At 70.2% G+C, this 22,035-nt stretch carries 23 protein-coding genes, 5 tRNA genes and 1 pseudogene; 20 read left to right on the forward strand and 9 right to left on the reverse strand.

All coding sequences use genetic code 11. The features are described from left to right. A partial coding sequence (locus tag ABZ896_RS43210) for a nitrate- and nitrite sensing domain-containing protein (RefSeq protein WP_360941505.1) occupies window positions 1–2,342 on the reverse strand: 2,342 nt, incomplete at its 3' end. A 564-nt stretch (window positions 2,343–2,906) separates the two neighbouring features. On the opposite strand from ABZ896_RS43210, the gene ABZ896_RS43215 reads away from it, so the two are divergent. The 9 genes from ABZ896_RS43215 (at window position 2,907) to ABZ896_RS43255 (ending at window position 6,723) form a co-directional block, all read left to right on the forward strand. Next, complete coding sequence (locus ABZ896_RS43215; RefSeq protein WP_360941508.1) at window positions 2,907–3,089, forward strand: hypothetical protein; 183 nt, start codon at window positions 2,907–2,909, stop codon at window positions 3,087–3,089. 81 nt (window positions 3,090–3,170) lie between these two features. Continuing rightward, window positions 3,171–3,956 carry a fumarylacetoacetate hydrolase family protein gene (locus ABZ896_RS43220; RefSeq protein ID WP_360941511.1) on the forward strand — a complete coding sequence of 262 codons (786 nt, stop codon included), beginning with the start codon at window positions 3,171–3,173 and terminating at the stop codon, window positions 3,954–3,956. After that, a complete protein-coding gene (gltX, locus tag ABZ896_RS43225) occupies window positions 3,940–5,424 on the forward strand; it encodes a glutamate--tRNA ligase (protein WP_360941514.1) in 1,485 nt (494 codons plus the stop codon). The genes ABZ896_RS43220 and gltX overlap by 17 nt, the downstream gene beginning before the upstream one ends. Window positions 5,425–5,440: 16 nt before the next feature. Beyond that, window positions 5,441–6,175, forward strand: coding sequence for an HAD family hydrolase (locus ABZ896_RS43230; RefSeq protein ID WP_360941517.1), 735 nt, complete (start codon window positions 5,441–5,443; stop codon window positions 6,173–6,175). A gap of 91 nt (window positions 6,176–6,266) precedes the next feature. Beyond that, a tRNA-Gln gene (locus tag ABZ896_RS43235) sits at window positions 6,267–6,338 on the forward strand. A 39-nt stretch (window positions 6,339–6,377) separates the two neighbouring features. Continuing rightward, window positions 6,378–6,450, forward strand: a tRNA-Glu gene (locus ABZ896_RS43240). A 29-nt stretch (window positions 6,451–6,479) separates the two neighbouring features. Beyond that, a tRNA-Glu gene (locus tag ABZ896_RS43245) sits at window positions 6,480–6,552 on the forward strand. 20 nt (window positions 6,553–6,572) lie between these two features. Beyond that, window positions 6,573–6,644 (forward strand) — tRNA-Gln (locus ABZ896_RS43250). A gap of 6 nt (window positions 6,645–6,650) precedes the next feature. After that, window positions 6,651–6,723: transfer RNA gene (locus tag ABZ896_RS43255), tRNA-Glu, on the forward strand. A 49-nt stretch (window positions 6,724–6,772) separates the two neighbouring features. Here the strand turns inward: ABZ896_RS43255 and ABZ896_RS43260 are convergent. Next, window positions 6,773–7,417 (reverse strand): MerR family transcriptional regulator, encoded by a 645-nt coding sequence (locus tag ABZ896_RS43260; RefSeq protein ID WP_360941520.1) that lies wholly within the window; start codon window positions 7,415–7,417, stop codon window positions 6,773–6,775. Window positions 7,418–7,497: 80 nt separating this feature from the next. Between ABZ896_RS43260 and ABZ896_RS43265 the strand changes: the two genes are divergently transcribed. Next, a complete protein-coding gene (locus tag ABZ896_RS43265) occupies window positions 7,498–8,019 on the forward strand; it encodes a DUF4188 domain-containing protein (RefSeq protein WP_360941523.1) in 522 nt (173 codons plus the stop codon). A 111-nt stretch (window positions 8,020–8,130) separates the two neighbouring features. On the opposite strand, the gene ndgR is transcribed toward ABZ896_RS43265, so the two are convergent. Beyond that, window positions 8,131–8,847 carry an IclR family transcriptional regulator NdgR gene (gene ndgR, locus ABZ896_RS43270; RefSeq protein ID WP_007384919.1) on the reverse strand — a complete coding sequence of 239 codons (717 nt, stop codon included), beginning with the start codon at window positions 8,845–8,847 and terminating at the stop codon, window positions 8,131–8,133. A 190-nt stretch (window positions 8,848–9,037) separates the two neighbouring features. Here ndgR and leuC point away from each other — a divergent pair, with 190 nt between their 5' ends. From leuC to ABZ896_RS43290, 4 genes are all read left to right on the forward strand, one after another. Next, window positions 9,038–10,471, forward strand: a complete 1,434-nt coding sequence (gene leuC / locus ABZ896_RS43275) for a 3-isopropylmalate dehydratase large subunit (RefSeq protein WP_360941527.1) — start codon at window positions 9,038–9,040, stop codon at window positions 10,469–10,471. Between the two features lie 5 nt (window positions 10,472–10,476). After that, the gene (gene leuD / locus ABZ896_RS43280) at window positions 10,477–11,070 is read left to right on the forward strand and encodes a 3-isopropylmalate dehydratase small subunit (protein ID WP_360941530.1); all 594 of its coding nucleotides are present in this window, start codon (window positions 10,477–10,479) and stop codon (window positions 11,068–11,070) included. Between the two features lie 277 nt (window positions 11,071–11,347). Then, a complete protein-coding gene (locus ABZ896_RS43285) occupies window positions 11,348–11,578 on the forward strand; it encodes a hypothetical protein (protein WP_360941533.1) in 231 nt (76 codons plus the stop codon). A gap of 137 nt (window positions 11,579–11,715) precedes the next feature. Further along, window positions 11,716–12,351, forward strand: a complete 636-nt coding sequence (locus ABZ896_RS43290; RefSeq protein WP_360941536.1) for an HU family DNA-binding protein — start codon at window positions 11,716–11,718, stop codon at window positions 12,349–12,351. A 66-nt stretch (window positions 12,352–12,417) separates the two neighbouring features. On the opposite strand, the gene ABZ896_RS43295 is transcribed toward ABZ896_RS43290, so the two are convergent. Both ABZ896_RS43295 and cofC read right to left on the reverse strand, forming a co-directional pair. Then, the gene (locus ABZ896_RS43295; protein WP_360941539.1) at window positions 12,418–12,609 is read right to left on the reverse strand and encodes a hypothetical protein; all 192 of its coding nucleotides are present in this window, start codon (window positions 12,607–12,609) and stop codon (window positions 12,418–12,420) included. A gap of 4 nt (window positions 12,610–12,613) precedes the next feature. Then, a complete protein-coding gene (gene cofC, locus ABZ896_RS43300) occupies window positions 12,614–13,246 on the reverse strand; it encodes a 2-phospho-L-lactate guanylyltransferase (protein WP_360941542.1) in 633 nt (210 codons plus the stop codon). 155 nt (window positions 13,247–13,401) lie between these two features. Between cofC and ABZ896_RS43305 the strand changes: the two genes are divergently transcribed. The 3 genes from ABZ896_RS43305 to ABZ896_RS43315 all read left to right on the forward strand — a co-directional run bounded on the left by ABZ896_RS43305 (window position 13,402) and on the right by ABZ896_RS43315 (window position 16,405). Next, window positions 13,402–14,166 carry a 1-acyl-sn-glycerol-3-phosphate acyltransferase gene (locus tag ABZ896_RS43305; RefSeq protein WP_360941545.1) on the forward strand — a complete coding sequence of 255 codons (765 nt, stop codon included), beginning with the start codon at window positions 13,402–13,404 and terminating at the stop codon, window positions 14,164–14,166. Beyond that, window positions 14,163–15,173, forward strand: a complete 1,011-nt coding sequence (locus tag ABZ896_RS43310; protein ID WP_360941548.1) for an NAD(P)H-dependent glycerol-3-phosphate dehydrogenase — start codon at window positions 14,163–14,165, stop codon at window positions 15,171–15,173. Before ABZ896_RS43305 ends, ABZ896_RS43310 begins: the two co-directional genes overlap by 4 nt. 77 nt (window positions 15,174–15,250) lie before the next feature. After that, window positions 15,251–16,405 carry a D-alanine--D-alanine ligase family protein gene (locus tag ABZ896_RS43315; RefSeq protein ID WP_360941551.1) on the forward strand — a complete coding sequence of 385 codons (1,155 nt, stop codon included), beginning with the start codon at window positions 15,251–15,253 and terminating at the stop codon, window positions 16,403–16,405. On the opposite strand, the gene ABZ896_RS43320 is transcribed toward ABZ896_RS43315, so the two are convergent. Continuing rightward, window positions 16,406–16,897 (reverse strand): DUF3515 domain-containing protein, encoded by a 492-nt coding sequence (locus tag ABZ896_RS43320; protein ID WP_360941554.1) that lies wholly within the window; start codon window positions 16,895–16,897, stop codon window positions 16,406–16,408. Window positions 16,898–16,917: 20 nt separating this feature from the next. Further along, entirely contained in the window at window positions 16,918–17,151 is a 234-nt protein-coding gene (locus ABZ896_RS43325; protein WP_020121007.1) for an Lrp/AsnC ligand binding domain-containing protein, read from the reverse strand. A 206-nt stretch (window positions 17,152–17,357) separates the two neighbouring features. Between ABZ896_RS43325 and ABZ896_RS43330 the strand changes: the two genes are divergently transcribed. Together ABZ896_RS43330 and thiD are read left to right on the forward strand one after the other, a co-directional pair. Then, window positions 17,358–18,326, forward strand: a complete 969-nt coding sequence (locus tag ABZ896_RS43330; protein WP_360941558.1) for a thiamine-phosphate kinase — start codon at window positions 17,358–17,360, stop codon at window positions 18,324–18,326. Continuing rightward, window positions 18,323–19,120 (forward strand): bifunctional hydroxymethylpyrimidine kinase/phosphomethylpyrimidine kinase, encoded by a 798-nt coding sequence (gene thiD / locus ABZ896_RS43335; RefSeq protein ID WP_360941561.1) that lies wholly within the window; start codon window positions 18,323–18,325, stop codon window positions 19,118–19,120. The genes ABZ896_RS43330 and thiD overlap by 4 nt, the downstream gene beginning before the upstream one ends. Before the next feature lie 103 nt (window positions 19,121–19,223). Here thiD and rpmB read toward each other — a convergent pair whose 3' ends face one another. Beyond that, a complete protein-coding gene (gene rpmB, locus ABZ896_RS43340) occupies window positions 19,224–19,409 on the reverse strand; it encodes a 50S ribosomal protein L28 (RefSeq protein WP_003993230.1) in 186 nt (61 codons plus the stop codon). 211 nt (window positions 19,410–19,620) lie between these two features. On the opposite strand from rpmB, the gene ABZ896_RS43345 reads away from it, so the two are divergent. After that, window positions 19,621–21,384, forward strand: a complete 1,764-nt coding sequence (locus ABZ896_RS43345) for a DAK2 domain-containing protein (RefSeq protein WP_360941564.1) — start codon at window positions 19,621–19,623, stop codon at window positions 21,382–21,384. Between the two features lie 27 nt (window positions 21,385–21,411). On the opposite strand, the pseudogene ABZ896_RS43350 reads toward ABZ896_RS43345, so the two are convergent. After that, window positions 21,412–22,035 (reverse strand): annotated as a pseudogene (locus ABZ896_RS43350) (tetratricopeptide repeat protein); the annotation flags it as partial.

Consider the following 22,035-nt stretch of genomic DNA (forward strand, 5'->3'; position numbering starts at 1 on the left):
GGCGCAGCATGTGCTCGACCGTGCCGGTCGCGGTGCCGGTGCCGCTCACGTCGTAGGCCACCGGGGCTGTTGCGGCGGGCCGCGGCGACACCGGCGGCGGCAGCCGCGGCGGCGGAACCGCCGGCGGCCGGCTGACCCGGCTTGGGCTGCGGCTTCTTGCCGCCCTGGGCGACGTCCACGGGCAGCATGACCAGCGCGGTCGTACCACCGGAGTCGGACGGGCGCAGCTGGATGCGGATGCCGTGGCGCTGCGACAGACGACCGACCACGAACAGACCCATGCGGCGCGAGACCGAGACGTCCACGGTGGGCGGCGAGGCGAGCCGCTCGTTGATCTGCGCGAGGTCCTCGGGGGAGAGGCCGATGCCGGTGTCGTGGATCTCGATCAGGACGCGGCCGTCGGGCAGCGCGTGACCGGTGACCTTGACCTTGGTCTGCGGCGAGGAGAACGAGGTGGCGTTCTCGAGCAGCTCGGCGAGCAGGTGCACGAGGTCGTTGACCACGCGGCCGGCCACTTCGGTGGTCGGCACGGCGGCCAGCTCGATGCGCTCGTACTGCTCCACCTCGGACGCGGCGGCACGGAGCACGTCGACCAGGGGGACCGGGCGGGTCCACCGTCGGCCGGGCTCCTCACCCGCGAGGACCAGGAGGTTCTCACCGTTCCGGCGCATACGGGTCGCGAGGTGGTCGAGCTTGAAGAGCGAGGAGAGCTGGTCCGGGTCGGCCTCGCGGGACTCCAGTTCGGAGATGAGCGAGAGCTGACGCTGGATGAGGCCCTGGGAGCGGCGCGAGAGGTTGGTGAACATCGCGTTGACGTTGCCCCGCAGCAGGGCCTGCTCGGCGGCGAGTCGTACGGCCTCGCGGTGCACGTCGTCGAAGGCCGCGGCCACCCGGCCGATCTCGTCCCGGGAGTGCACACCGACGGACTCGACGGAGGTGTCGACGTCCTGCGGGTCGGACTCGGAGAGCTGCTTGACCAGCTCGGGCAGCCGGTCCTGGGCGACCTTGGTGGCGGTCTCCTGGAGGCGGCGCAGCGAGCGGATCATGGACCGGGCGACGACGAAGGCGCCGACCAGCGAGACACCGAGGACGAGCAGGATCAGCGCACCGGAGATGATCGCCTCGCGCTCGGACTCACTGCGCAGCTCGCGGGCCTTCTGCTCCATGTCCTCGAGCAGCGTGTGCTCGATGTTGCCCATCTGGCCGATCTTGACCGAGCTGTCGTCGACCCAGTCCTTGTACGAACGCCGGTCCAGGCCCGCCAGACCGTCCGAGCGGCCGAAGGCACGGCCCGCGTAGGTGTCGGTGGCCTCGATCGTGGAGTTGTTGTCCTCGATGGGCTTCAGGAGCTCCTCGGCGCCGTCGTCGCCGTAGATGCTGCGGAAGCTGCTGAGGTCGGACTCCTCGCTGTCGAGAGCGCCCTCGGCGTAGAGCCGGTCGGTCTCGGAGAGGTTGCCGGCGCTCGTGTTGTTCGCGGGCAGGGCCGCGGCGAGGATCGCGCGCTGGACGGACGCGTACTCCTTGGCGGAGGAGAAGGCCGCCAGGGCACGGGTGCGCTGGATCATGTCCGGGTTGCTGGTGGCCTCCGCCATGTCCTGCGAGAGGTCCAGCAGGTGGGTGATCAGGCGGTGGTACGACTCGACCGTCTGGCTGGCGTTGCCGTCGGTCTCGTAGGCCGTGCTGCGGATCTTGCTGAGGGTGTCCAGGTCGCGGACCAGGCCGACGAGGCTGTCGCGGACGCCCTGGAGGTTGCCGTCCTTGGAGGAGGTGTCGATGTCCTCGGCGGCGTTGATGAAGTTGGTCGCGGCCCGGTCGGTCTTGTCCTGGTAGCCCTTGACCGTGATGTCGCTGGCCGTGGAGTTGTGCGCCAGCGGACCCGCCGACTGGTCGCGCTCCTCCTGGAGCGCCGCGGCCAGCTCGGTGGCCTGCTTGGTCATCTCCGTCAGCAGCTTCATGTTGTCGAGCTGCTGGATGTCGTCCATGGAGTCGTTGATGCGCAGCGCGCCCAGCGAGGTGGCCGCGACCACGGGGAGCGCGAGCAGCGACACCAGACGCGTGGAGATGCGCCAGTTGCGCAGGGCTATTCGCGATCCGGGACCACTCGGGCCCTTCGGGGGCTTCACCGGCGGCGGGGCCGCGGCGGTGGACCCCCCAGACCCAGCTGTCCCGGAGGAGCCGACGGTCGCCGACGTGCTGAGGCGCCCGGGGCGCTCACCGCTGTCGACGGACGGGCCCGGGTTCTGGGCGTGCTGGGAGGAGGAACTGCCGACATTGGGGCCAGTCCCGCCGTGCTGCTCCGGCTCGGCCGAAGCGCTGCCATCCCTCTTGAAACGTCCCTGCACTAGCGTCGCAACCTCTGGACCAGGCGCCCTTCCGTGGGAACGGAAGGACACGGTGTCGGCGTTGTGGGGAGCGCCCTGAATACGCGCCCCGGTGGTCGAAATGACCGGCGCTGGCTCCCCCTCTCACCGCCGCTCGGCGCTTCTCTGCGCCCCCTGTGCGCCGGCTCGATCCCGCGGCGGTCCGTGGAATTCCAGCACAGTGCCGGATCTCCAACAAGGTCCGTGGGCCAGACCGTGACCTACGTGACACCGCGTGAGGGCAGTATCACCGGGTGTGGACCGGGATTTCCCCGAAACCGGGCAAATTCCCGCGAGTTGTCCTGTAGGGGCGGGTGTCCCAGTCGCCATGATCAGGAGCGGAATGATGGCTTCAGGGGGTCAATGTCCGTTTCGTTGCGGTGAGTTGAGCCAGGGAATTGTCCGGTTTGCCCACAGGTCAGTGAGCAAACTCACACGCCGTTGATGAGGCCCCCGTGCCCTCCGAGGGGAATGGCGTGTTTAGCCTGACGCTTTACAGAAAGACCGCTTCTGCCAACCCACGAGATCCCGGGGTCGAGTACAACCGTGAAGACGACGATGCTGTTCCAGAACATTGCCAACCCGCGGCGCACGACGCTGGCGCACCTCAAGGACGCCGACGACCTGCAGACCCCGCAGCAGCAGGAGCACCCCGTCGACCTCCCGGCCCAGACCGCCAACCCCCGTCGCACGGTCCTGATGGAGATCCCGGTCACCGCCGCGTCGTAGATCGTACGTGAGGCCCTGACCCCTCCCCGCGCTAGCCTGGAGGCTCATCTCCAGCCAGCTCAGTGAGGGGCCCAGGATCCCGTGCGCATCGCCAGATTCTCCATCGACGGGAACGTCGCCTTCGGTGCGGTCGAGGGGGACAAGCCGGACGAGCTCGTCCTCGACATCATCAAGGGCATCCCCTTCGCGGACTTCGAGCTCTCCGGTACGAAGGTCCCGCTCGGCAAGGTCAGGCTGCTGCCGCCGGTCCTCCCCAACAAGGTCGTGGCGTACGGCCGTAACTACGCCGACCACGCGAGGGAACTCGGCAACGACGTCCCGGACGTCCCGTTCGCCTTCTTCAAGCCGTCCACCTCGGTGATCGGCCCCGGCGACGCCATCCAGTACCCCTCCTTCTCCACCGACGTCCACCACGAGGCCGAACTGGCCGTCGTCATCGGGCGCATGTGCCGCGAGGTGCCCCACGACCGCGTCAAGGACGTGATCTTCGGCTACACCTGCGCCAACGACATCACCGCGCGGGACGTCCAGAAGCGCGAGAAGCAGTGGGCGCGGGCCAAGGGCTTCGACACCTCCTGCCCGCTGGGCCCCTGGGTGGAGACGGACCTGGACCTGAAGACCGCGTCCGACCTGACGATCCAGCTCACGGTCAACGGCGAACAACGCCAGCTCGGCCGCACCAGCGAGATGATCCACTCCATCGAGGATCTGATCGTCAACATCTCCGAGGCCATGACGCTGCTCCCCGGCGACGTGATCCTCACGGGCACCCCGGCAGGCGTCGGGCCGCTCACCGTCGGCGACGAGGTCGCCGTCACCATCGAAGGCATCGGCACTCTCACCAACAAGGTTGTCAAGCGTGGCTAGCGCACCCGTCCGCGTACGTTTCTGTCCCTCGCCCACCGGTAACCCCCATGTGGGCCTGGTCCGCACCGCCCTGTTCAACTGGGCCTTCGCCCGGCACCACCAGGGCACGCTCGTCTTCCGCATCGAGGACACCGACGCGGCCCGCGACTCCGAGGAGTCCTACGAGCAGCTGCTGGACGCGATGCGCTGGCTGGGCTTCGACTGGGACGAGGGCCCCGAGGTCGGCGGCCCGCACGCGCCGTACCGCCAGTCGCAGCGGATGGACCTCTACAAGGAGGTCGCGCAGAAGCTCCTGGACGCCGGGCACGCCTACCGCTGCTACTGCTCCCAGGAGGAGCTGGACACCCGCCGCGAGGCCGCCCGCGCCGCCGGCAGGCCGTCCGGCTACGACGGCCACTGCCGCGACCTCACCGACGAGCAGGTCGCCGCGTACGTCGCCGAGGGCCGCGCGCCCATCGTCCGCTTCCGCATGCCCGACGAGACGATCACCTTCACGGACCTGGTCCGCGGCGAGCTGACGTTCACCCCGGAGAACGTCCCGGACTACGGGATCGTACGAGCGAACGGAGCGCCCCTCTACACGCTCGTGAACCCGGTCGACGACGCACTGATGGAGATCACGCACGTCCTGCGCGGCGAGGACCTGCTGTCGTCGACGCCTCGTCAGATCGCCCTGTACAAGGCGCTGATCGAGCTGGGCGTGGCCAAGTACGTGCCTTCCTTCGGGCACTTGCCGTATGTGATGGGCGAGGGCAATAAGAAGCTCTCCAAGCGTGACCCGCAGGCGTCCCTCAACCTCTACCGGGAGCAGGGCTTCCTGCCCGAGGGACTGCTCAACTACCTGTCCCTGCTGGGCTGGTCGCTCTCGGCGGACAAGGACATCTTCACCACCGACGAGCTGATCGCCGCCTTCGACATCGCGGACGTGCAGCCCAACCCGGCGCGCTTCGACCTGAAGAAGTGCGAGGCGATCAACGGCGACCACATCCGCCTCCTGGACGTGAAGGACTTCACGGAGCGCTGCGCGCCATGGCTGAAGGCGCCGTTCGCCCCGTGGGCGCCGGAGGACTTCGACGAGTCGAAGTGGCAGGCGATCGCCCCGCACGCCCAGACCCGCCTCAAGGTCCTCTCCGAGATCACCGACAACGTGGACTTCCTGTTCCTCGCCGAGCCGGTCTTCGACGAGCCGTCGTGGACGAAGGCGATGAAGGAAGGCAGCGACGCGCTCCTGGCGACCGCCCGCGAGAAGCTGGAGTCGGCCGACTGGACCTCTCCGGAGTCCCTCAAGGAGGCCGTCCTGGCCGCCGGCGAGGCCCACGGCCTCAAGCTCGGCAAGGCCCAGGCCCCGGTCCGCGTCGCCGTCACCGGCCGCACCGTCGGCCTGCCCCTCTTCGAGTCCCTGGAGGTCCTGGGCAAGGAGACGACGCTGGCCCGGATCGACGCGGCCCTGGCCAAGCTCGCGGGCTGACACCTACCGTCGGATCATGAGCATTCGCGCGGTGGTCTGGGACGTCGATGACACCCTCTTCGACTACACGGGGGCCGACCGCGCCGGTATGCGTCTGCATCTGGCGGCCGAGGGGCTGCTCGGCGCGTACGAGAGCGCCGAGCAGGCCATCGCGCGGTGGCGGGCGGTCACCGATGCCCAATGGGCGCGGTTCTCCGCCGGGGAGGTCGACTTCCAGGGGCAGCGGCGGGACCGGGTGCGGGTGTTTCTCGGGGAGGCGCTGAGCGACGTGGAGGCGGACGCCTGGTTCGCGCGGTACATCGCGCACTACGAGACCGTCTGGGCCCTCTTCCCGGACGTCCTGCCCGCTCTGGACGCCCTCGCGGCCAGCCACCGGCACGCGGTGCTCTCCAACTCCAGCATCCACGTCCAGGACCACAAGCTCCGCGTCCTCGGTGTCCACGACCGCTTCGAGGTCATCCTGTGCGCCGCGGAACTCGGCGTCTCCAAGCCCGAGGCCGGTGCCTTCCTCGCCGTCTGCGACGCCCTGGAGCTGGCCCCGCGCGAAGTGGCGTACGTCGGCGACCATCCGGAGATCGACGGACGGGGTGCCGCGGAGGCCGGACTGCTCTCCGTCTGGATCGACCGGGACGGCGGGGTGCACTCCGCCGCGGCCGCGCCCGGCGGCCCGCACCGGATCGGCTCCCTCGCCGAACTCCCCGTGATCCTCGGCTCGGATACCCGTTTTGGAGCCCCGTCCACCTTCGGGTAATGTTCTTCCTGCGCCGCCGAGGAGCGGGCCGAAAGGCCGGAACCCGGGGGAGCGAACTAGAACAAGATCCCCACAGGGGCTTGCGTTCCAGTGGCCTATGGTGTAATTGGCAGCACGACTGATTCTGGTTCAGTTAGTCTTGGTTCGAGTCCAGGTAGGCCAGCTCGCAGAGCTCATCTGCGCCGTGGATCATGTCCACAAAGCCCCCGTTGTGTAGCGGCCTAGCACGCTGCCCTCTCAAGGCAGTAGCGCCGGTTCGAATCCGGTCGGGGGTACTGGTTCCGATCTTCTCGGGACTGCTAGGGCCCCCGTTGTGTAGCGGCCTAGCACGCCGCCCTCTCAAGGCGGTAGCGCCGGTTCGAATCCGGTCGGGGGTACGAACTGGTCTAAACCACATTGGTCTATGGTGTAATTGGCAGCACGACTGATTCTGGTTCAGTTAGTCTTGGTTCGAGTCCAGGTAGACCAGCTTCTCGCCCCCGTTGTGTAGCGGCCTAGCACGCCGCCCTCTCAAGGCGGTAGCGCCGGTTCGAATCCGGTCGGGGGTACGAGACGAAGGCTCTTCGCTTTGGCGGGGGGCCTTCGCTGCGTTCGGGATCACTCGAACCCGTATCTGCGCGCCGACTCCTCCTCCTGTGCCAGCCGGTGCAGTGCCTGAAGCGCCGGTTCGTTGAGGATCGCCCCCAGGACGGCGAACTCGACCCGCTGCGCTTCCGACGGATGCGCCTCCAGATGGTCCAGGTCGAGGACCGCTGTCCGCTGCATCAACTCGGCGTACGGCACGAGTTGTTCGGCTCCCCAGTCGTAGCCGAGCCGGCGGAACGCGGCCACCGCCACCACCAGCGAGCGATACGCGGGGGAGACGGTCGTGAGTTGCTTGGCGTTCTCCCAGCCGAGCCGGTCCAGGAGTGCGCCGACTTCCCGGTGCGCCGCCTGTACGTGCCTGTCCTCCGCGTCCGGCTCCGGGGCCTGCGGCAACGCCCACAGGGCGGCGCCGAGCCGGATCGTACGGCCCAGGGAGTCGTCGTCGACGTGCTCCAGGACCTCTCTGACCTTGGCCACTGGGACGCCGCCCACCTGGATCATCGCGCGCACCAGCCGCAGGCGCCGTAGGTGCTCCTCGTCGTACTCGGCGGTCGTCGCGTTGACCTGGCGGCCGGGGGCCAACAGGCCTTCGCGCAGGTAGTACTTGATCGTCGCGGTGGAGACCCCGCTGCGTTCGCTGAGTTCGGCCAGCCGCATCTCTTGCGCCCTTTCTCGGATACCGGCACTATCCAAGCATGCCGCGCTCGGATAGTGCTGCTCACCAATGAGGGGGTCCCGTGGTCGGGAAGTTCGGGAAGAAGGTCGCCGCAGGTCGTACCACCGCAGCAGCCGAGGGGGACGTGGTCGTCCTGCTGATCGGTATGAGGATCAACCACTTCTGGGCCGTGCACCACTGGGGGCCGGTGTTCCTCGCGATGCCGCGCATGCTGCGGGAGCTGGGGCGGGCGCCGGAACGGGGGTTGCTCTCCCACGTCCTGCTGACGGCGTCGCCGCGGACGTACTACGTCGTCCAGTACTGGGAGTCGAAGGAGAAGCTGTACGCGTACGCGCACGCGTCGGACATGTTCCACCGGCGCGCCTGGGCGATCATCAACCGCAAGGAGAAGGCGGGGAAGGCCCGCCGGCACGTGGGGTTGTGGCACGAGGCGTACGTGGTCCCGGAGGGCTCGTACGAGTCGATCTACGCGGACATGCCGGAGTTCGGGTTGGCGGCGGCGCACGGGCAGGTGCCGGTGGAGCGCAGGGGGCGTTCAGCGAAGGAACGGTTCGCTTACAAGGCGGGGAAGGTGACTCGTTAGGGGCGCGGGGAACTGCGCGACAAGCCACGACGGCGGGTGAGCCGCCAAACTGCCCTTCGGTTCAAGACCTGCCGCGGCGTTGAGGCCGGTCTCGAACCGATGGGCGCGCCCTCAACCCGTGCGGCGCAGTGCCTCGGAGAGGCGGGCTGCGGCGTCGATGACCGCCTGGGCGTGCATGCGGCCCGGGTGGCGGGTCAGGCGTTCGATGGGGCCGGAGACCGAGACGGCCGCCACGACGCGGTTGGAGGGGCCGCGGACGGGCGCGGAGACGGACGCCACGCCCGGCTCGCGCTCGCCGATGGACTGGGCCCAGCCGCGGCGCCGTACGCCCGACAGGGCCGTCGCCGTGAAGCGGGCGCCCTGGAGGCCGCGGTGCAGCCGCTCCGGCTCCTCCCAGGCCATCAGGATCTGCGCCGAGGAGCCGGCCTTCATCGTGAGCGTCGAGCCCACCGGGACCGTGTCCCGAAGGCCGGACAGGCGTTCCGCCGCGGCGACGCAGATGCGCATGTCGCCCTGGCGGCGGTAGAGCTGCGCGCTCTCGCCGGTGATGTCCCGCAGATGCGTGAGCACCGGGCCCGCCGTGGCGAGGAGACGGTCCTCGCCGGCCGCCGCGGCCAGCTCCGCGAGGCGGGGGCCGAGAATGAAACGGCCCTGCATGTCGCGTGCCACCATGCGGTGGTGTTCCAGGGCCACGGCCAGCCGGTGGGCCGTGGGCCGTGCCAGTCCGGTCGCCGCGACCAAGCCCGCGAGGGTGGCCGGACCGGACTCCAGGGCGCTCAGGACAAGGGCTGCCTTGTCCAGGACGCCGACGCCGCTACTGTTGTCCATGCAACGATACTCACGTCTCACTCTGTGAAACGCAAGTTCCTTTTTCCGTGAGACGCGCAACCCTTGTAGGCACAGCGGCCCGGTGACCGTACGGGCCTGGTGACGGGTGCCCGTGAACTGGGGCCGGGTGCCGTCTCCTCAAGATCTCTAGTTGGGCCGGTGGACGATCTCGCCGGCCGGAGGGAAAGCGATGGGTAGGACACTCGCGGAGAAGGTCTGGGACGACCACGTCGTCCGGCGCGCCGAGGGCGAGCCTGACCTCCTCTTCATCGATCTGCACCTGCTGCACGAGGTGACCAGCCCGCAGGCCTTCGACGGCCTCCGCAAGAGCGGCCGCCAGGTGCGCCGGCTCGACCTGACCATCGCCACCGAGGACCACAACACCCCGACCCTCGACATCGACAAGCCCATCGCCGACCCGGTCTCCCGGGTCCAGCTGGAGACGCTGCGCAAGAACGCCGCCGAGTTCGGCGTGCGCCTGCACCCGCTGGGCGACGTAGAGCAGGGTGTCGTGCACGTCGTCGGCCCGCAGCTGGGTCTGACCCAGCCCGGTATGACGGTTGTCTGCGGCGACTCCCACACCTCCACGCACGGCGCCTTCGGCGGCCTGGCGTTCGGTATCGGCACCTCCCAGGTGGAGCACGTGCTGGCCACCCAGACGCTGCCGCTGGTCCGCCCGAAGACCATGGCCATCACGGTCGACGGCGAACTGCCCGAGGGCGTCACCGCCAAGGACCTGATCCTCGCGATCATCGCCCGGATCGGCACCGGCGGCGGCCAGGGCTACGTCCTGGAGTACCGCGGCTCCGCCATCGAGAAGCTCTCGATGGAGGCCCGCATGACCATCTGCAACATGTCGATCGAGGCCGGTGCCCGCGCGGGCATGATCGCCCCCGACCAGACCACGTTCGACTACCTGGAGGGCCGTCCGCACGCCCCCAAGGGCGAGGACTGGGACGCGGCCGTCGCGTACTGGAAGACCCTGAAGACGGACGAGGACGCCGAGTTCGACGCCGAGGTCGTCATCAAGGCCGAGGAACTGTCGCCGTTCGTCACCTGGGGCACCAACCCCGGTCAGGGCGCGCCCCTTTCGGCGGACGTCCCCGACCCGGCTTCGTACGAAGACGCATCGGAGCGCCTCGCCGCTGAAAAGGCCCTGGAATACATGGGGTTGGAGGCCGGCCAGCCGCTGCGCTCCATCAACGTGGACACCGTCTTCGTAGGTTCGTGCACCAACGGCCGTATCGAGGACCTGCGCGCCGCCGCCGAGCTCCTCAAGGGCCGCAAAGTCGCCGACGGCGTACGGATGCTGGTCGTCCCGGGCTCCGCGCGGGTGGGCCTGCAGGCCGTCTCCGAGGGCCTGGACGTCGTCTTCAAGGAGGCCGGCGCCGAATGGCGGCACGCGGGTTGCTCGATGTGCCTCGGTATGAACCCGGACCAGCTGGCCCCGGGTGAGCGCTCCGCGTCCACCTCCAACCGCAACTTCGAGGGCCGCCAGGGCAAGGGCGGTCGTACGCACCTGGTCTCGCCGCAGGTCGCCGCCGCGACCGCCGTGCTGGGCCACCTGGCCTCGCCCGCCGACCTGACCGACGGGGCCGTCGCCCCCGCGCCCGCTGGAGTCTGAGAGTCATGGAAGCATTCACCACGCACACCGGCCGGGCCGTTCCGCTGCGTCGCTCGAACGTCGACACCGACCAGATCATCCCTGCTCACTGGCTCAAGAAGGTGACCAGGGACGGGTTCGAGGACGGACTGTTCGAGGCCTGGCGCAAGGACGAGAAATTCATCCTCAACCAGCCCGAGCGCAAGGGCGCGACGGTCCTGGTGGCCGGCCCCGACTTCGGCACCGGTTCCTCCCGTGAGCACGCGGTGTGGGCGCTGCAGAACTACGGCTTCAAGACCGTGATCTCCTCCCGCTTCGCCGACATCTTCCGCGGCAACTCGCTGAAGAACGGCCTGCTCACGGTCGTTCTGGACCAGAAGATCGTGGAAGCGCTGCAGGAGCTCAGCGAGAACGACCCCGAGGCCGAGATCACCGTCGACCTTCAGGCCCGCGAGGTGCGCGCCGAGGGCGTCACCGCGAGCTTCGAGCTGGACGAGAACTCCCGCTGGCGGCTGCTGAACGGCCTGGACGACATCTCCATCACCCTCCAGAACGAGGGCGACATCGCGGCGTACGAGGCCAAGCGGCCCTCGTTCAAGCCCCAGACGATCCAGGCGTGACGGCAACCCTCCTTCGGAGCAACTGAACAGGTCGAGTTTCGGCCACGCGAGACCCTCTCTGTACCCCCGATCAGCCCGATCGGGGGTACAGCCGTGTCTGCGCACGAAACCTCTTCGCACAGGCACTGGCTTTCGTTCAACTTGCCACGTTACAAAGGGTGTTGCGGGGGTACGCGTGTCCTGTGACCGTGGCTTTCGCACATGCCCGGAAGGCCGTCTGAGGTGGCAGTTGCCCCCCTGGCAGGCGACAACTCGCCCCAGATGGCACAATCTGTGCATGGAACACGACGGCCAACTCGAGCTCTATGCGGCAGTCGCGGTCCAACTCAAGGAAGCGCACGCAAGAGTGCGCGCACTGCAAGTCCCGGAGGGCGTACGGATGGCGCTGACCCGGAAGCTGCTGGTCATAACGGCCGCGGCCAAGCACGACGTCGTCGAAGCGACAAGGCGTCTGGAGCGGTTCACCGCTGACCTCGACGCGGGTCGAATCCCGGAAGAGGAGCGCTGAACAAGTCCAGGGAAGCCGAGTTCGTTGCGGCACAAGGGTGATAAGCCCGTTTCGTGTTTGATTTGCGGTATATATCTGCCTAACGTGCGAAAAAGCTTGAACACTTTCGTTCTGGCAATGTCTCCGAAGGGGAAGACGTGAACAAGGCGCAGCTCGTAGAAGCGATTGCCGACAAGGTCGGTGGCCGTCAGCAGGCCGCCGAGGCGGTCGACGCGGTCCTGGACGCCATCGTCCGCGCGACCGTGGCGGGAGACCGGGTCTCGGTCACCGGGTTCGGTTCGTTCGAGAAGGTCGACCGTCCGGCCCGTTACGCCCGCAACCCCCAGACGGGCGAGCGGGTTCGGGTCAAGAAGACCTCCGTTCCGCGCTTCCGCGCGGGCCAGGGCTTCAAGGACCTGGTGAGCGGCACGAAGAAGCTCCCGAAGAACGACGTCGCGGTCAAGAAGGCGCCCAAGGGCAGCCTGACCGGCGGGGCTTCGGCGACGGTCAAGAAGGCGGCCGCCAAGAAGGCGACCACCGCCAAGACCGCGGCCGCGAAGAAGACCACCGCGAAGAAGACGACGGCCAAGAAGACCACGGCCACCGCCAAGAAGACCACGGCGAAGAAGGCGCCCGCCAAGAAGACGACCGGCACCACCGCCAAGACCGCCGCGGCGAAGAAGACCACCGCCAAGAAGGCCCCGGCGAAGAAGGTGACCGCCAAGAAGGCGCCCGCCAAGAAGTCGGCGGCTCGCACCACCACCGCCAAGAAGGCCACCGCCCGCAAGAGGTAAGGGCGTCAGGGCACTCACGCGCCGGGCCGGACTCCGCACGGAGTCCGGCCCGCGGCGTGTTCGGGCTCAGAAGGTCTGGAGCGTCACGAGGGTGATCCTGTCGCCCTCCATCTCGATACGGACCCGCTGACCGGGCCGCAGGAGCCGGAGGCCGCCGGCGTCGAAGGCCGGGGTGTCGAAGGGCACGGGAGTGCCGTCGTCCAGGAGGACCTGCCCGCTGCGTGATTCCTGGTCGTACGTGTACGCGGTCGCCTGCATGCGGTCAGCGTAGTGTCTGCGCCGCCACGACCGACTTGGTGTACGGGCCCACCCCCAGCGCCAGCGCCGCCCGCAGGTCCTCCCCGGTGTCCACGTCCTGCCGTACCGAGTCCACGTCGGTCAGGAGGAGTTCCTTCGCCCCCGACGCCCGATGGCGGAACCGGGAATCCGTACCGAACTCCGGGCGCAATTCCGCACCCGGAGCCGCGGCCAGCAGGGTGGTGCCGATTTCCGCGGTGTCCGGCAGGAAAGCGCGCGGGAATTGCGCGGCCGCGTCGAGGACCCGGCCCAATTCGAGGGCGCGCAGCGCCGGCAGGTCGGCGTTCAGGGCCGCGAGAGCGCAGGAGGGGCGCTCGGCGCGTACGACGGCCGCCGCGTGCGCCAGAGCGGCGTTCAGGCCGTCATGGGGCTCGTCGGCGACGATCCGGGCGCCCAGGGCCGCCAGCTCGCGGGCGGCCAGCGCGTCGTTGGTGACGACGGCCACATCCCGGACCGCCCCACAGGCCAGCGCGGCCGCCACCGTGTCCTGGGCGAAGGCGAGGGCCAGGCCAGGCCGCACCCCGTCGGCCGCGGTGTCCGCGAGCCTGCTCTTGGCCCGCGCCAGGGGTTTCAGGGGTATGACCAAGGTCCACTGCACGAGCGTTCCGTCCCTCTCTTGTCGCGATCATTGTCACTCAGCCGTCACGTGGCCCATCTGGCGGTGTCGGCGGCGGGGCGTACGGTGTTCTCGACAGACCGTCGGCCTGGGGCGACACTTGTGCGGCCCCCATGGCCCTAGAGGAAGGTGCTCGCGTGCCCCGCCGCAGAATCGGCTTCTGGTACCGCCTGGCAGCGGTGATCGCCAAACCGCCGCTCGTGGTTCTGATCAAGCGGGACTGGCGCGGAATGGAGCACATTCCGGCCGACGGCGGCTTTATCGCCGCGGTCAACCACAATTCGCACATCGATCCCTTCGCGTACGCGCACTTTCAGTACAACACCGGCCGCGTCCCGCGATTCCTCGCGAAGAGCGGTCTTTTCGGCAAGGGATTCGTCGGGGTCATGATGCGCGGCACCGGGCAGATCCCCGTCTACCGCGAGTCCACGGACGCGCTCAGCGCCTTCCGGGCCGCGATCGAGGCGGTGGAGCGCGGCGAGTGCGTCGCCTTCTACCCCGAGGGCACCATCACCCGGGACCCCGACCAGTGGCCCATGACCGGCAAGACCGGCGCCGCGCGCGTGGCCCTCAAGACCAAGTGCCCGGTGATCCCGGTCGCGCAGTGGGGCGCCAACGAACTGCTGCCGCCGTACGCCAAGAAGCTCAACGTCCTTCCGCGCAAGACCTCTCACGTCCTCGCGGGCCCCCCGGTGGACCTGTCGCGCTTCTACGACAAGGAGATGACCCAGGATCTCCTGAAGGAGGCCACCGAGGTCATCATGGCCGCCGTCACCCGGCAACTGGAGGAGATCCGGGGCGAGAAGGCGCCGGAAGTCCCGTACGACCCGCGCCGCGAGCGCATCGAGCAGCGACGCCGGACCGAGGTCGAGACCGGCCACGAGGGGGAGAAGAGCAAGTGAGCAAGCCCGTCAAGGCGGCGGTTCTCAGCGCCGGTTCATGGGGTACGGCCTTCGGGATCGTCCTGGCCGACGCCGGCTGCGAGGTCACCCTGTGGGCACGTCGTCCGGAGGTGGCCGAGGCCATCAACTCGACCCGGACGAACCCCGACTACTTCCCCGGTGTGGAACTCCCGGAGGGGGTCACGGCCGCCACGGATCCCGCCGCGGCCGTCGCGGACGCCGACTACACGGTCCTGTCGGTCCCTTCACAGACCCTGCGCGCCAACCTCGCCGAGTGGACCCCGCTGCTCGCCCCGGACACCGTCCTCGTCTCCCTCATGAAGGGCGTCGAACTCGGCACCACCATGCGGATGAGCGAGGTCGTCGAGGACGTCACCAAGGTCGGGCAGGACCGCATCGCGGTCGTCACCGGACCCAACCTCGCGCGCGAGATCGCCGCCCGGATGCCGGCCGCCGCGGTGGTCGCGTGCACCGACGAGGCGGTCGCCCAAAAGCTCCAAGCCGCTTGCCACACCCCGTACTTCAGGCCGTACACCAACACCGACGTGGTCGGCTGCGAACTCGGCGGCGCCGTGAAGAACGTCATCGGTCTCGCCGTCGGCATCGCGGACGGCATGGGCCTCGGCGACAACGCCAAGGGCTCGCTCATCACGCGCGGGCTCGCCGAGACCACCCGGCTCGGACTCGCCATGGGTGCCGACCCGCTGACGTTCGCCGGACTCGCCGGTCTCGGCGACCTGGTGGCGACGTGCTCCTCGCCGCTCTCGCGCAACCACACCTTCGGCACCAACCTCGGCAAGGGCATGACGCTCCAGGAGACCATCGCGGTCACCAAGCAGACCGCCGAGGGCGTCAAGTCCTGTGAGTCCGTGCTGGATCTGGCCCGCCGGCACGGCGTCGACATGCCGATCACCGAGACGGTCGTCGGCATCGTGCACGAGGGCAAGTCCCCGGTGGTCGCCGTCAAGGAGCTCATGTCGCGCAGCGCGAAGCCCGAGCGACGCTGAATATCGCTGTACGCCGCTGAACAACGCCCCGGGATGTCCCATATAGGGAGCATTTAACCGGGTAATGTCAGGGTGCTATGAGCACCGAGAACTTCCCCCACAGTCCTCAGCAGCCTCCTCGTAAGCCGCGCGTGGCCGTCGTGTTCGGCGGCCGCAGCTCCGAACACGGGATCTCCGTCGTGACGGCCGGCGCCGTCCTGCGCGCCATCGACCGGACGAAGTACGACGTGCTGCCGATCGGCATCACCAGGGAGGGCCGCTGGGCCCTGGCCGTCGACGAGCCGCAGCGGATGGCGATCACCGGCCGCCGTACGCCGGAGGTCGAGGACGTGGCCGAGCCGACCGAGGGGGCCGTGGTGCTGCCCCTCGACCCCGGCAACCGCGAGGTCGTCGTCAGCGAGCCGGGATCGGTGCCCAAGGCGCTCGGCGAGGTCGACGTCGTCTTCCCCGTCCTGCACGGCCCCTACGGCGAGGACGGCACCCTCCAGGGCCTGCTGGAGCTCTCCGGTGTCCCGTACGTCGGCTCGGGCGTGCTGGCCTCGGCCGTCGGCCAGGACAAGGAGTACATGAAGCGGGTGTTCACCGCCTTCGGGCTCCGGGTCGGCCCGTACACGGTGATCCGCCCGCGCGAGTGGCAGCGGGACGAGGCGGGCGCCCGCCGGCGGATCGTCGACTTCGCGGCCGCGCACGGCTGGCCGCTGTTCGTGAAGCCCGCGCGCGCGGGTTCGTCGATCGGCATCACCAGGGTCGAGGACCTGTCCGCACTGGACGAGGCGATCGCCGAGGCCCGCCGCCACGACCCGAAGTTCATGATCGAGGCGGCGGTCCGGGGCCGCGAGATCGAGTGCGGGGTCCTGGAGTTCGCGGACGGGCCGCGCGCCTCGATGCCCTCCGAGATCCCGCCGCCGGACACGCACGCGTACTACGACTTCGAGGCGAAGTACATCGACTCGACCCCCGGGATCGTGCCGGCGCCCCTGACCCCGGAGCAGACCGCGGAGGTCCGACGGCTCGCCGTGCGGGCCTTCGAGGCGGTCTCCTGCGAGGGCCTGGTCCGCGCGGACTTCTTCCTCACGGAGGACGGCTTCGTCATCAACGAGATCAACACCATGCCCGGCATGACACCGATCTCGATGTACCCGCAGATGTGGGCGGCGAGCGGCGTGGACTACCCGCGGCTGGTGGACGAGTTGATCCAGGCGGCCCTGCGCAGGCCGACGGGGCTCAGGTAGTCAGTCGGCGATCCCTTCGGGGATCGCCTTCTTGACCGAGGGCGCCAGGTCCACCAGGGGGGCCATGCCGTCCCCCGTACGCCCCGAGGGGATCGTCACCTCGACGTACGCCGTGCGCAGCGTCGTGGTGAAGCGGAACGAGCCGTCGTCCTGCTTCTCCAGCAGCCAGCCCACCCCGTTGACCTCGACGCCGTCGGCCTCGGGGTCGTTCATCTTCTCGGGCCGTACGACACCGCACCGCAGTATGATCGCCGGGTTCCCCCAGCCCGCGGTCAGCGCGGACGCGGGCTCGGGATCCCGGCGACCGAGATCGTCCACCTTGGCGGGCAGCGCCCTGTCCAGGTCGTCGCACAGCTTCGTGACCTTCGCCCCGGGCGAGGGAACCGCGGCCGTCGGGCTGTCGTCCGCCGAGGAACAGCCCGCGAGCGTGATCAGCAGCGCGAGCGCGGGCGGCCCGACATGGAGGGGGCGCCGGCGACGGAAGAAGTTCACCGGCCAAGGGTAGACGGGGGCTACAGATGGACGACCGGGCAGGTCAGGGTGCGCGTGATGCCGTCCACTTGCTGGACCTTCGCGACCACCAGGCGGCCCAGGTCGTCCACGGTGTCCGCCTGGGCGCGGACGATCACGTCATAGGGTCCTGTCACGTCCTCGGCCTGGATGACTCCAGGGATCTTGCTGATCGTCTCGGCGACGGTCGACGCTTTGCCGACCTCCGTCTGGATCAGGATGTACGCCTGTACCACGGAACCTCCAGGGCGGCCACGAGGATCATGTGGGGAAAAGGAACGCCACGGTATCGCGTCGCCGCTCGCCGCGGGGAGACCCCAGGGGGCGCGGACGCCCGCGCCGGGGTGCGGGCACTACCGAAGTTGACGGTCCCCTCGACCGTATCGAGGACACTGGTGACCCGCGACCGGGCACGGCAAGGCACAGAAGGGGCGTAAGGGCAATGAAGGGCACTGTTGGTGAGCTCGGGGAGTTCGGGCTCATCAGGGAGCTCACCTCCCGTCTCACCACCACCTCGGCGGTCCGGGTCGGCCCCGGCGACGACGCCGCGGTGGTCGCCGCGCCCGACCGCAGGGTCGTGGCGAGCACCGACATCCTTCTGGAGGGCCGGCACTTCCGCCGCGACTGGTCCACGGCCTACGATGTCGGCCGCAAGGCCGCCGCCCAGAACCTCGCCGACATCGCCGCCATGGGCGCCGTGCCGACCGCCCTGCTGCTCGGCCTGGTGGTGCCCGCCGAACTCCCCGTGACCTGGCCCTCGGAGCTCATGGACGGCCTGCGCGACGAGTGCCAGGTCGCGGGCGCGTCGGTGGTCGGCGGGGACGTCGTGCGCGGCGACACGATCATGGTCTCCATCACCGCCCTCGGCGATCTGCGGGGCCAGGAGCCGGTGACCCGGGCCGGCGCCCAGCCCGGCGACCTCGTCGCGGTGACCGGCTGGCTGGGCTGGTCCGCGGCCGGCTACGCGGTGCTCTCCCGCGGCTTCCGCTCGCCGCGCGCCTTCGTGGAGGCGCACCGGCGTCCCGAGCCGCCGTACCACGCGGGCCCGGCCGCGGCCGCCCTCGGTGCGACCGCCATGTGCGACGTCAGCGACGGGCTGATCGCCGACCTCGGGCACATCGCCGAGGCCAGCAAGGTCCGCATCGACATCCGCTCCGGCGCGATCGACATCCCCTCGCAGATGAACGACATCGGGCAGGCCGTCGGCGTCGACCCCATCCAGTGGGTGCTGACCGGGGGAGAGGACCACGCGATCGTGGCGACCTTCTCGCCCGACGTGAAGCTCCCGGCCCGCTGGAAGGTGATCGGCGAGGTCCTCAACCCCTCGGCGCTGCCCCGGGTCACCGTGGACGGGGAGCCCTGGACGAGCAAGGGCGGCTGGGACCACTTCGGCGGGGACATCGAGTCGTGAAGCGCGCAGGGAAGCCCCGCGTGCTCACGGTCGCCGGCTCCGACTCGGGCGGAGGCGCGGGAATCCAGGCCGACTTGAAGACTATGCTCGCGCTCGGCGTGCACGGCATGAGCGTGATCACCGCGGTCACCGCGCAGAACTCCCTGGGCGTGCAAGGGGCTTGGGAGCTGCCGGTGGCGGCGGTGCGGGCGCAGTACCGCAGTGTCGTGGACGACATCGGCGTCCAGGCGGTGAAGACCGGCATGCTCGCCTCGGCCGAACTCGTCGAGGGGGTGGCCGAGTTGATCGCCGCCACGGACGCGCCGGCCGTGATCGACCCGGTCGGCGTCTCCAAGCATGGGGATTCCCTGCTGGCTTCGGAGGCCCTGGAATCCGTACGGCGCGCCCTGCTCCCCGTGGCCACGGTCGCCACCCCGAACCTCGACGAGGTGGCCCAGCTGACCGGCGTACGGGTCGAGTCGGAGGCGGGGCTGCGGGAGGCCGCGGCGGCCGTCCTGTCGTACGGACCGAAGTGGGCCCTGATCAAGGGCGGCCATCTCTCCGGCGACGCCGTCGACCTGCTCACCGACGGCTCCGCGGAGCACTGGCTGCGGGCGCCCCGCCTCGACAACCGGCACACCCACGGCACGGGCTGCACGCTCGCCTCCGCGATCGCGTCACAGCTCGCAAAGGGGCGGCCGGTGCCGGAGGCGGTGGCGGCGGCGAAGGAGTACGTGACCGGGGCGATCAGGGCGGGGTTCGCGCTGGGGGGCGGGATCGGGCCCGTGGATCACGGCTGGCGGTTCCCGACGTAGGAAAAGGGTGTGGGCACAGTGGGTGGGCACAGCAAAAAGCCGGCCCACCGAGGTGGACCGGCTTACTGCGGCGAGCCGGGTGGCCGCGCGCTCAGCTGTTGCGTCAGCGCGAGACCTTGCCGGCCTTGATGCACGAGGTGCAGGCGTTCACGCGCTTCGGCGTCCCGCCGACCACAGTACGGACGCGCTGGATGTTGGGGTTCCAGCGACGGGACGTACGGCGGTGCGAGTGCGAGATGTTGTTGCCGAAGCCCGGCCCCTTGCCGCAGACGTCGCAGTTGGCAGCCACGGGTCACTCCAAAGACTTCAGATGCACTTACGGTTGGATCCCGGCTTGCCGGGATCGAGATCGAAGGATCAGAGATCTGAGTGGCGTTGCCAGGGGAATGGCCCGATGTGGATCGGGCAACCGGAGCAGCATACAACGACCGCGCCAGTAGAACGAAACTACCATGGCTGCTCTACGCTGCGTCCAGTCCAGCCAGCTCAGGGAGGCGCAGGTGGCGCAGGTGCCGCAGACGTTCTTCGATGCTCTCGCGGTGCGCACCTGGTGCGGTCTCGCGCTTCGGGCGTTGGGACGGGCGCGCGAGGAGATAGACGCGATCAACGTCTATCCGGTGGCCGACGGGGACACCGGAACGAACCTGTACCTGACCATGGAGTCGGCGGCCACCGCGGTGGACGCGGTGTTCGAGGCCTACGCCGCCGACGGGCCCGCGCTCTCCGACGCGGCGCGCGCGATGGCGCACGGCGCCCTCATAGGCGCCCGCGGGAACTCCGGGACGATCCTCGCCCAGCTGCTGCGGGGGATGGCCCAGGTGCTCGCCGAGGACAGTGAGACGGTTCACACGGACGGAGCGGGCCTCGGGCTCGCCCTGCGGCACGCGGCCGACTCCGCCCGGCTGGCCGTGGCCCACCCCGTCGAGGGCACGGTCCTGTCCGTCGCCTCGGCCGCCGCGGACGCCGCCGGTACGGCCGAGGGCGACTGCGGGACGGTGGCCCGGGCGGCCTACGAGGGCGCGCGCGAGGCGCTCGCCGCGACCCCGGGCCAGCTGGCCGTCCTGGAGCGGGCGGGCGTCGTGGACGCGGGCGGGCGGGGGCTGGTGGCGGTGCTGGGCGCACTGGTGGAGACGTTCACGGGCGAGACGCTCCCCGCCGCCGGGCACACGCGCGTGGAGCGGGACAGCGGCGGCGCGGTCCGCACGCCCCTTGAGGAGAGCCGCAGTGGTGCCGCCGTCCGTACGCACGGCGAGGCCGTCGCCGTCGCCCACGCGCGCGGGGAAGCCGTCCTCGACGACCTCGGTGAGTGCGCCGACGACCCGGGCGACCGGCACGAGGGCGGTCCCGCCTTCGAGGTGATCTACCTCCTGGAGGCCGACGACACCGCCGTGGCCCGGCTGCGGACCCGGCTCGACGGGCTCGGGGACTCGCTCGTGGTGGTCGGCGGGGACGGCCTGTGGAACGTGCATGTGCACGTCGACGACGCGGGCGCCGCCGTGGAGGCGGGCGTCGAGGCCGGACGGCCGTACCGGATCCGGATCACCCACTTCGGTGCCGGGGACGTGCACACCACCGGCGGGGAGCGGCCCGTGCGGGAGCGCGTCCAGCGGGCCGTGGTCGCCGTCGTGCCCGGCGAGGGCCTGGCCGGGCTCTACACCGAGGCCGGCGCGACCGCCGTGCTCGCCCGCCCCGGGGAGCCGCCCGCCAGCGGGGAGCTGGTGGACGCCGTACGACGGGCCCACGCGCGCGAGGTCGTGCTGCTGCCCAATGACGCCGATCTGCGGCACACCGCGGCCGCCGCGGCCGAGCAGGCCCGTACCGAGGGCATCCGGGTCGCGCTGATCCCGACCCGCTCCGCGGTCCAAGGCATCGCCGCGCTCGCCGTGCACGAACCGGAGCGCCGCTTCGACGAGGACGTCGTCCAGATGACCTCCGCGGCCGGCGCGACCCGCTACGCCGAGGTCGCCGTCGCCGAACGCCAGTCCTGGACCATGGCCGGCATCTGCCAGGCCGGTGACGTCCTCGGGATCATCGACGGGGACGTGGCCGTGATCGGCTCGGACGTCTCCGCCACCGCCGAGTCCGTCCTGGAGCGGATGCTCTCGGCCGGCGGCGAACTGGTCACCCTCGTCCTCGGCGACGAAGCGCCCGAGGCCGTCGCCGACCGACTCGAAGCACGCGTGCGTGAGGCGTATCTCGCCGTCGACACGGTGGTGTACCGGGGCGGCCGGCAGGGGGCCCTGCTGCTGATCGGCGTCGAGTAGAGCCCCCTTCAGCGCCCCTTTTCCGGCTCAGCCCCCTTGCTCCTCCATGAGCCCCAGCATCTGCTCCGCCTCGGCACGACGGGACTGTGCCGTCTCGTCGTCGGCGTCCTCGGCGGCGCCGTAGGCCTCCAGCACGGCACGCGCGCGTGCGGCCGCCTCGGCCGGGCGGCTCAGGTCGGCGGCCAGCCAGCCCGCGGCCAGCTCGGCGCCGGTGCGGGCGTCCCGGACGTCCTCGCCGAGGGAGGCGAACACCACGATGGCCTCCGCGACCTGGGACAGCGCCTCCTCCAGCACGGCCCGGATCGAGTCGTCCTCGGCGTCCTCGGGGACGCTGCGGGCCAGCAGGTCGCCGAACTGCCGGTGGGTGTGCCCGAGTTCGGCGACCAGCCGCAGCCGGGCCTCCTCGGCGGCCTCCTCGGAGGCCTCGTCGGGAGGCGTCTCACCGTCGGCCGCCGCCAGCGCCTCCGCGCACTCCCGCACCGCCCCCGCCATCAACTCCCGCGCCGTGTCCGCCCCGTCCTCCGTGCGCAGCGCGAGCCACGCGCGGGCACGCAGGGAGCGGACGAGCCCGTGGACGTTGCCCAGGGAGCGCCACAGGTCGCCCGCGCGCGCGTACGCCCGGTCCGCCTCCGCGGGGCGCCCCGCGGCCCC

The sequence above is a fragment of the Streptomyces sp. NPDC047072 genome (genome assembly GCF_040643855.1).
Taxonomy (GTDB): Bacteria; Actinomycetota; Actinomycetes; order Streptomycetales; family Streptomycetaceae; genus Streptomyces.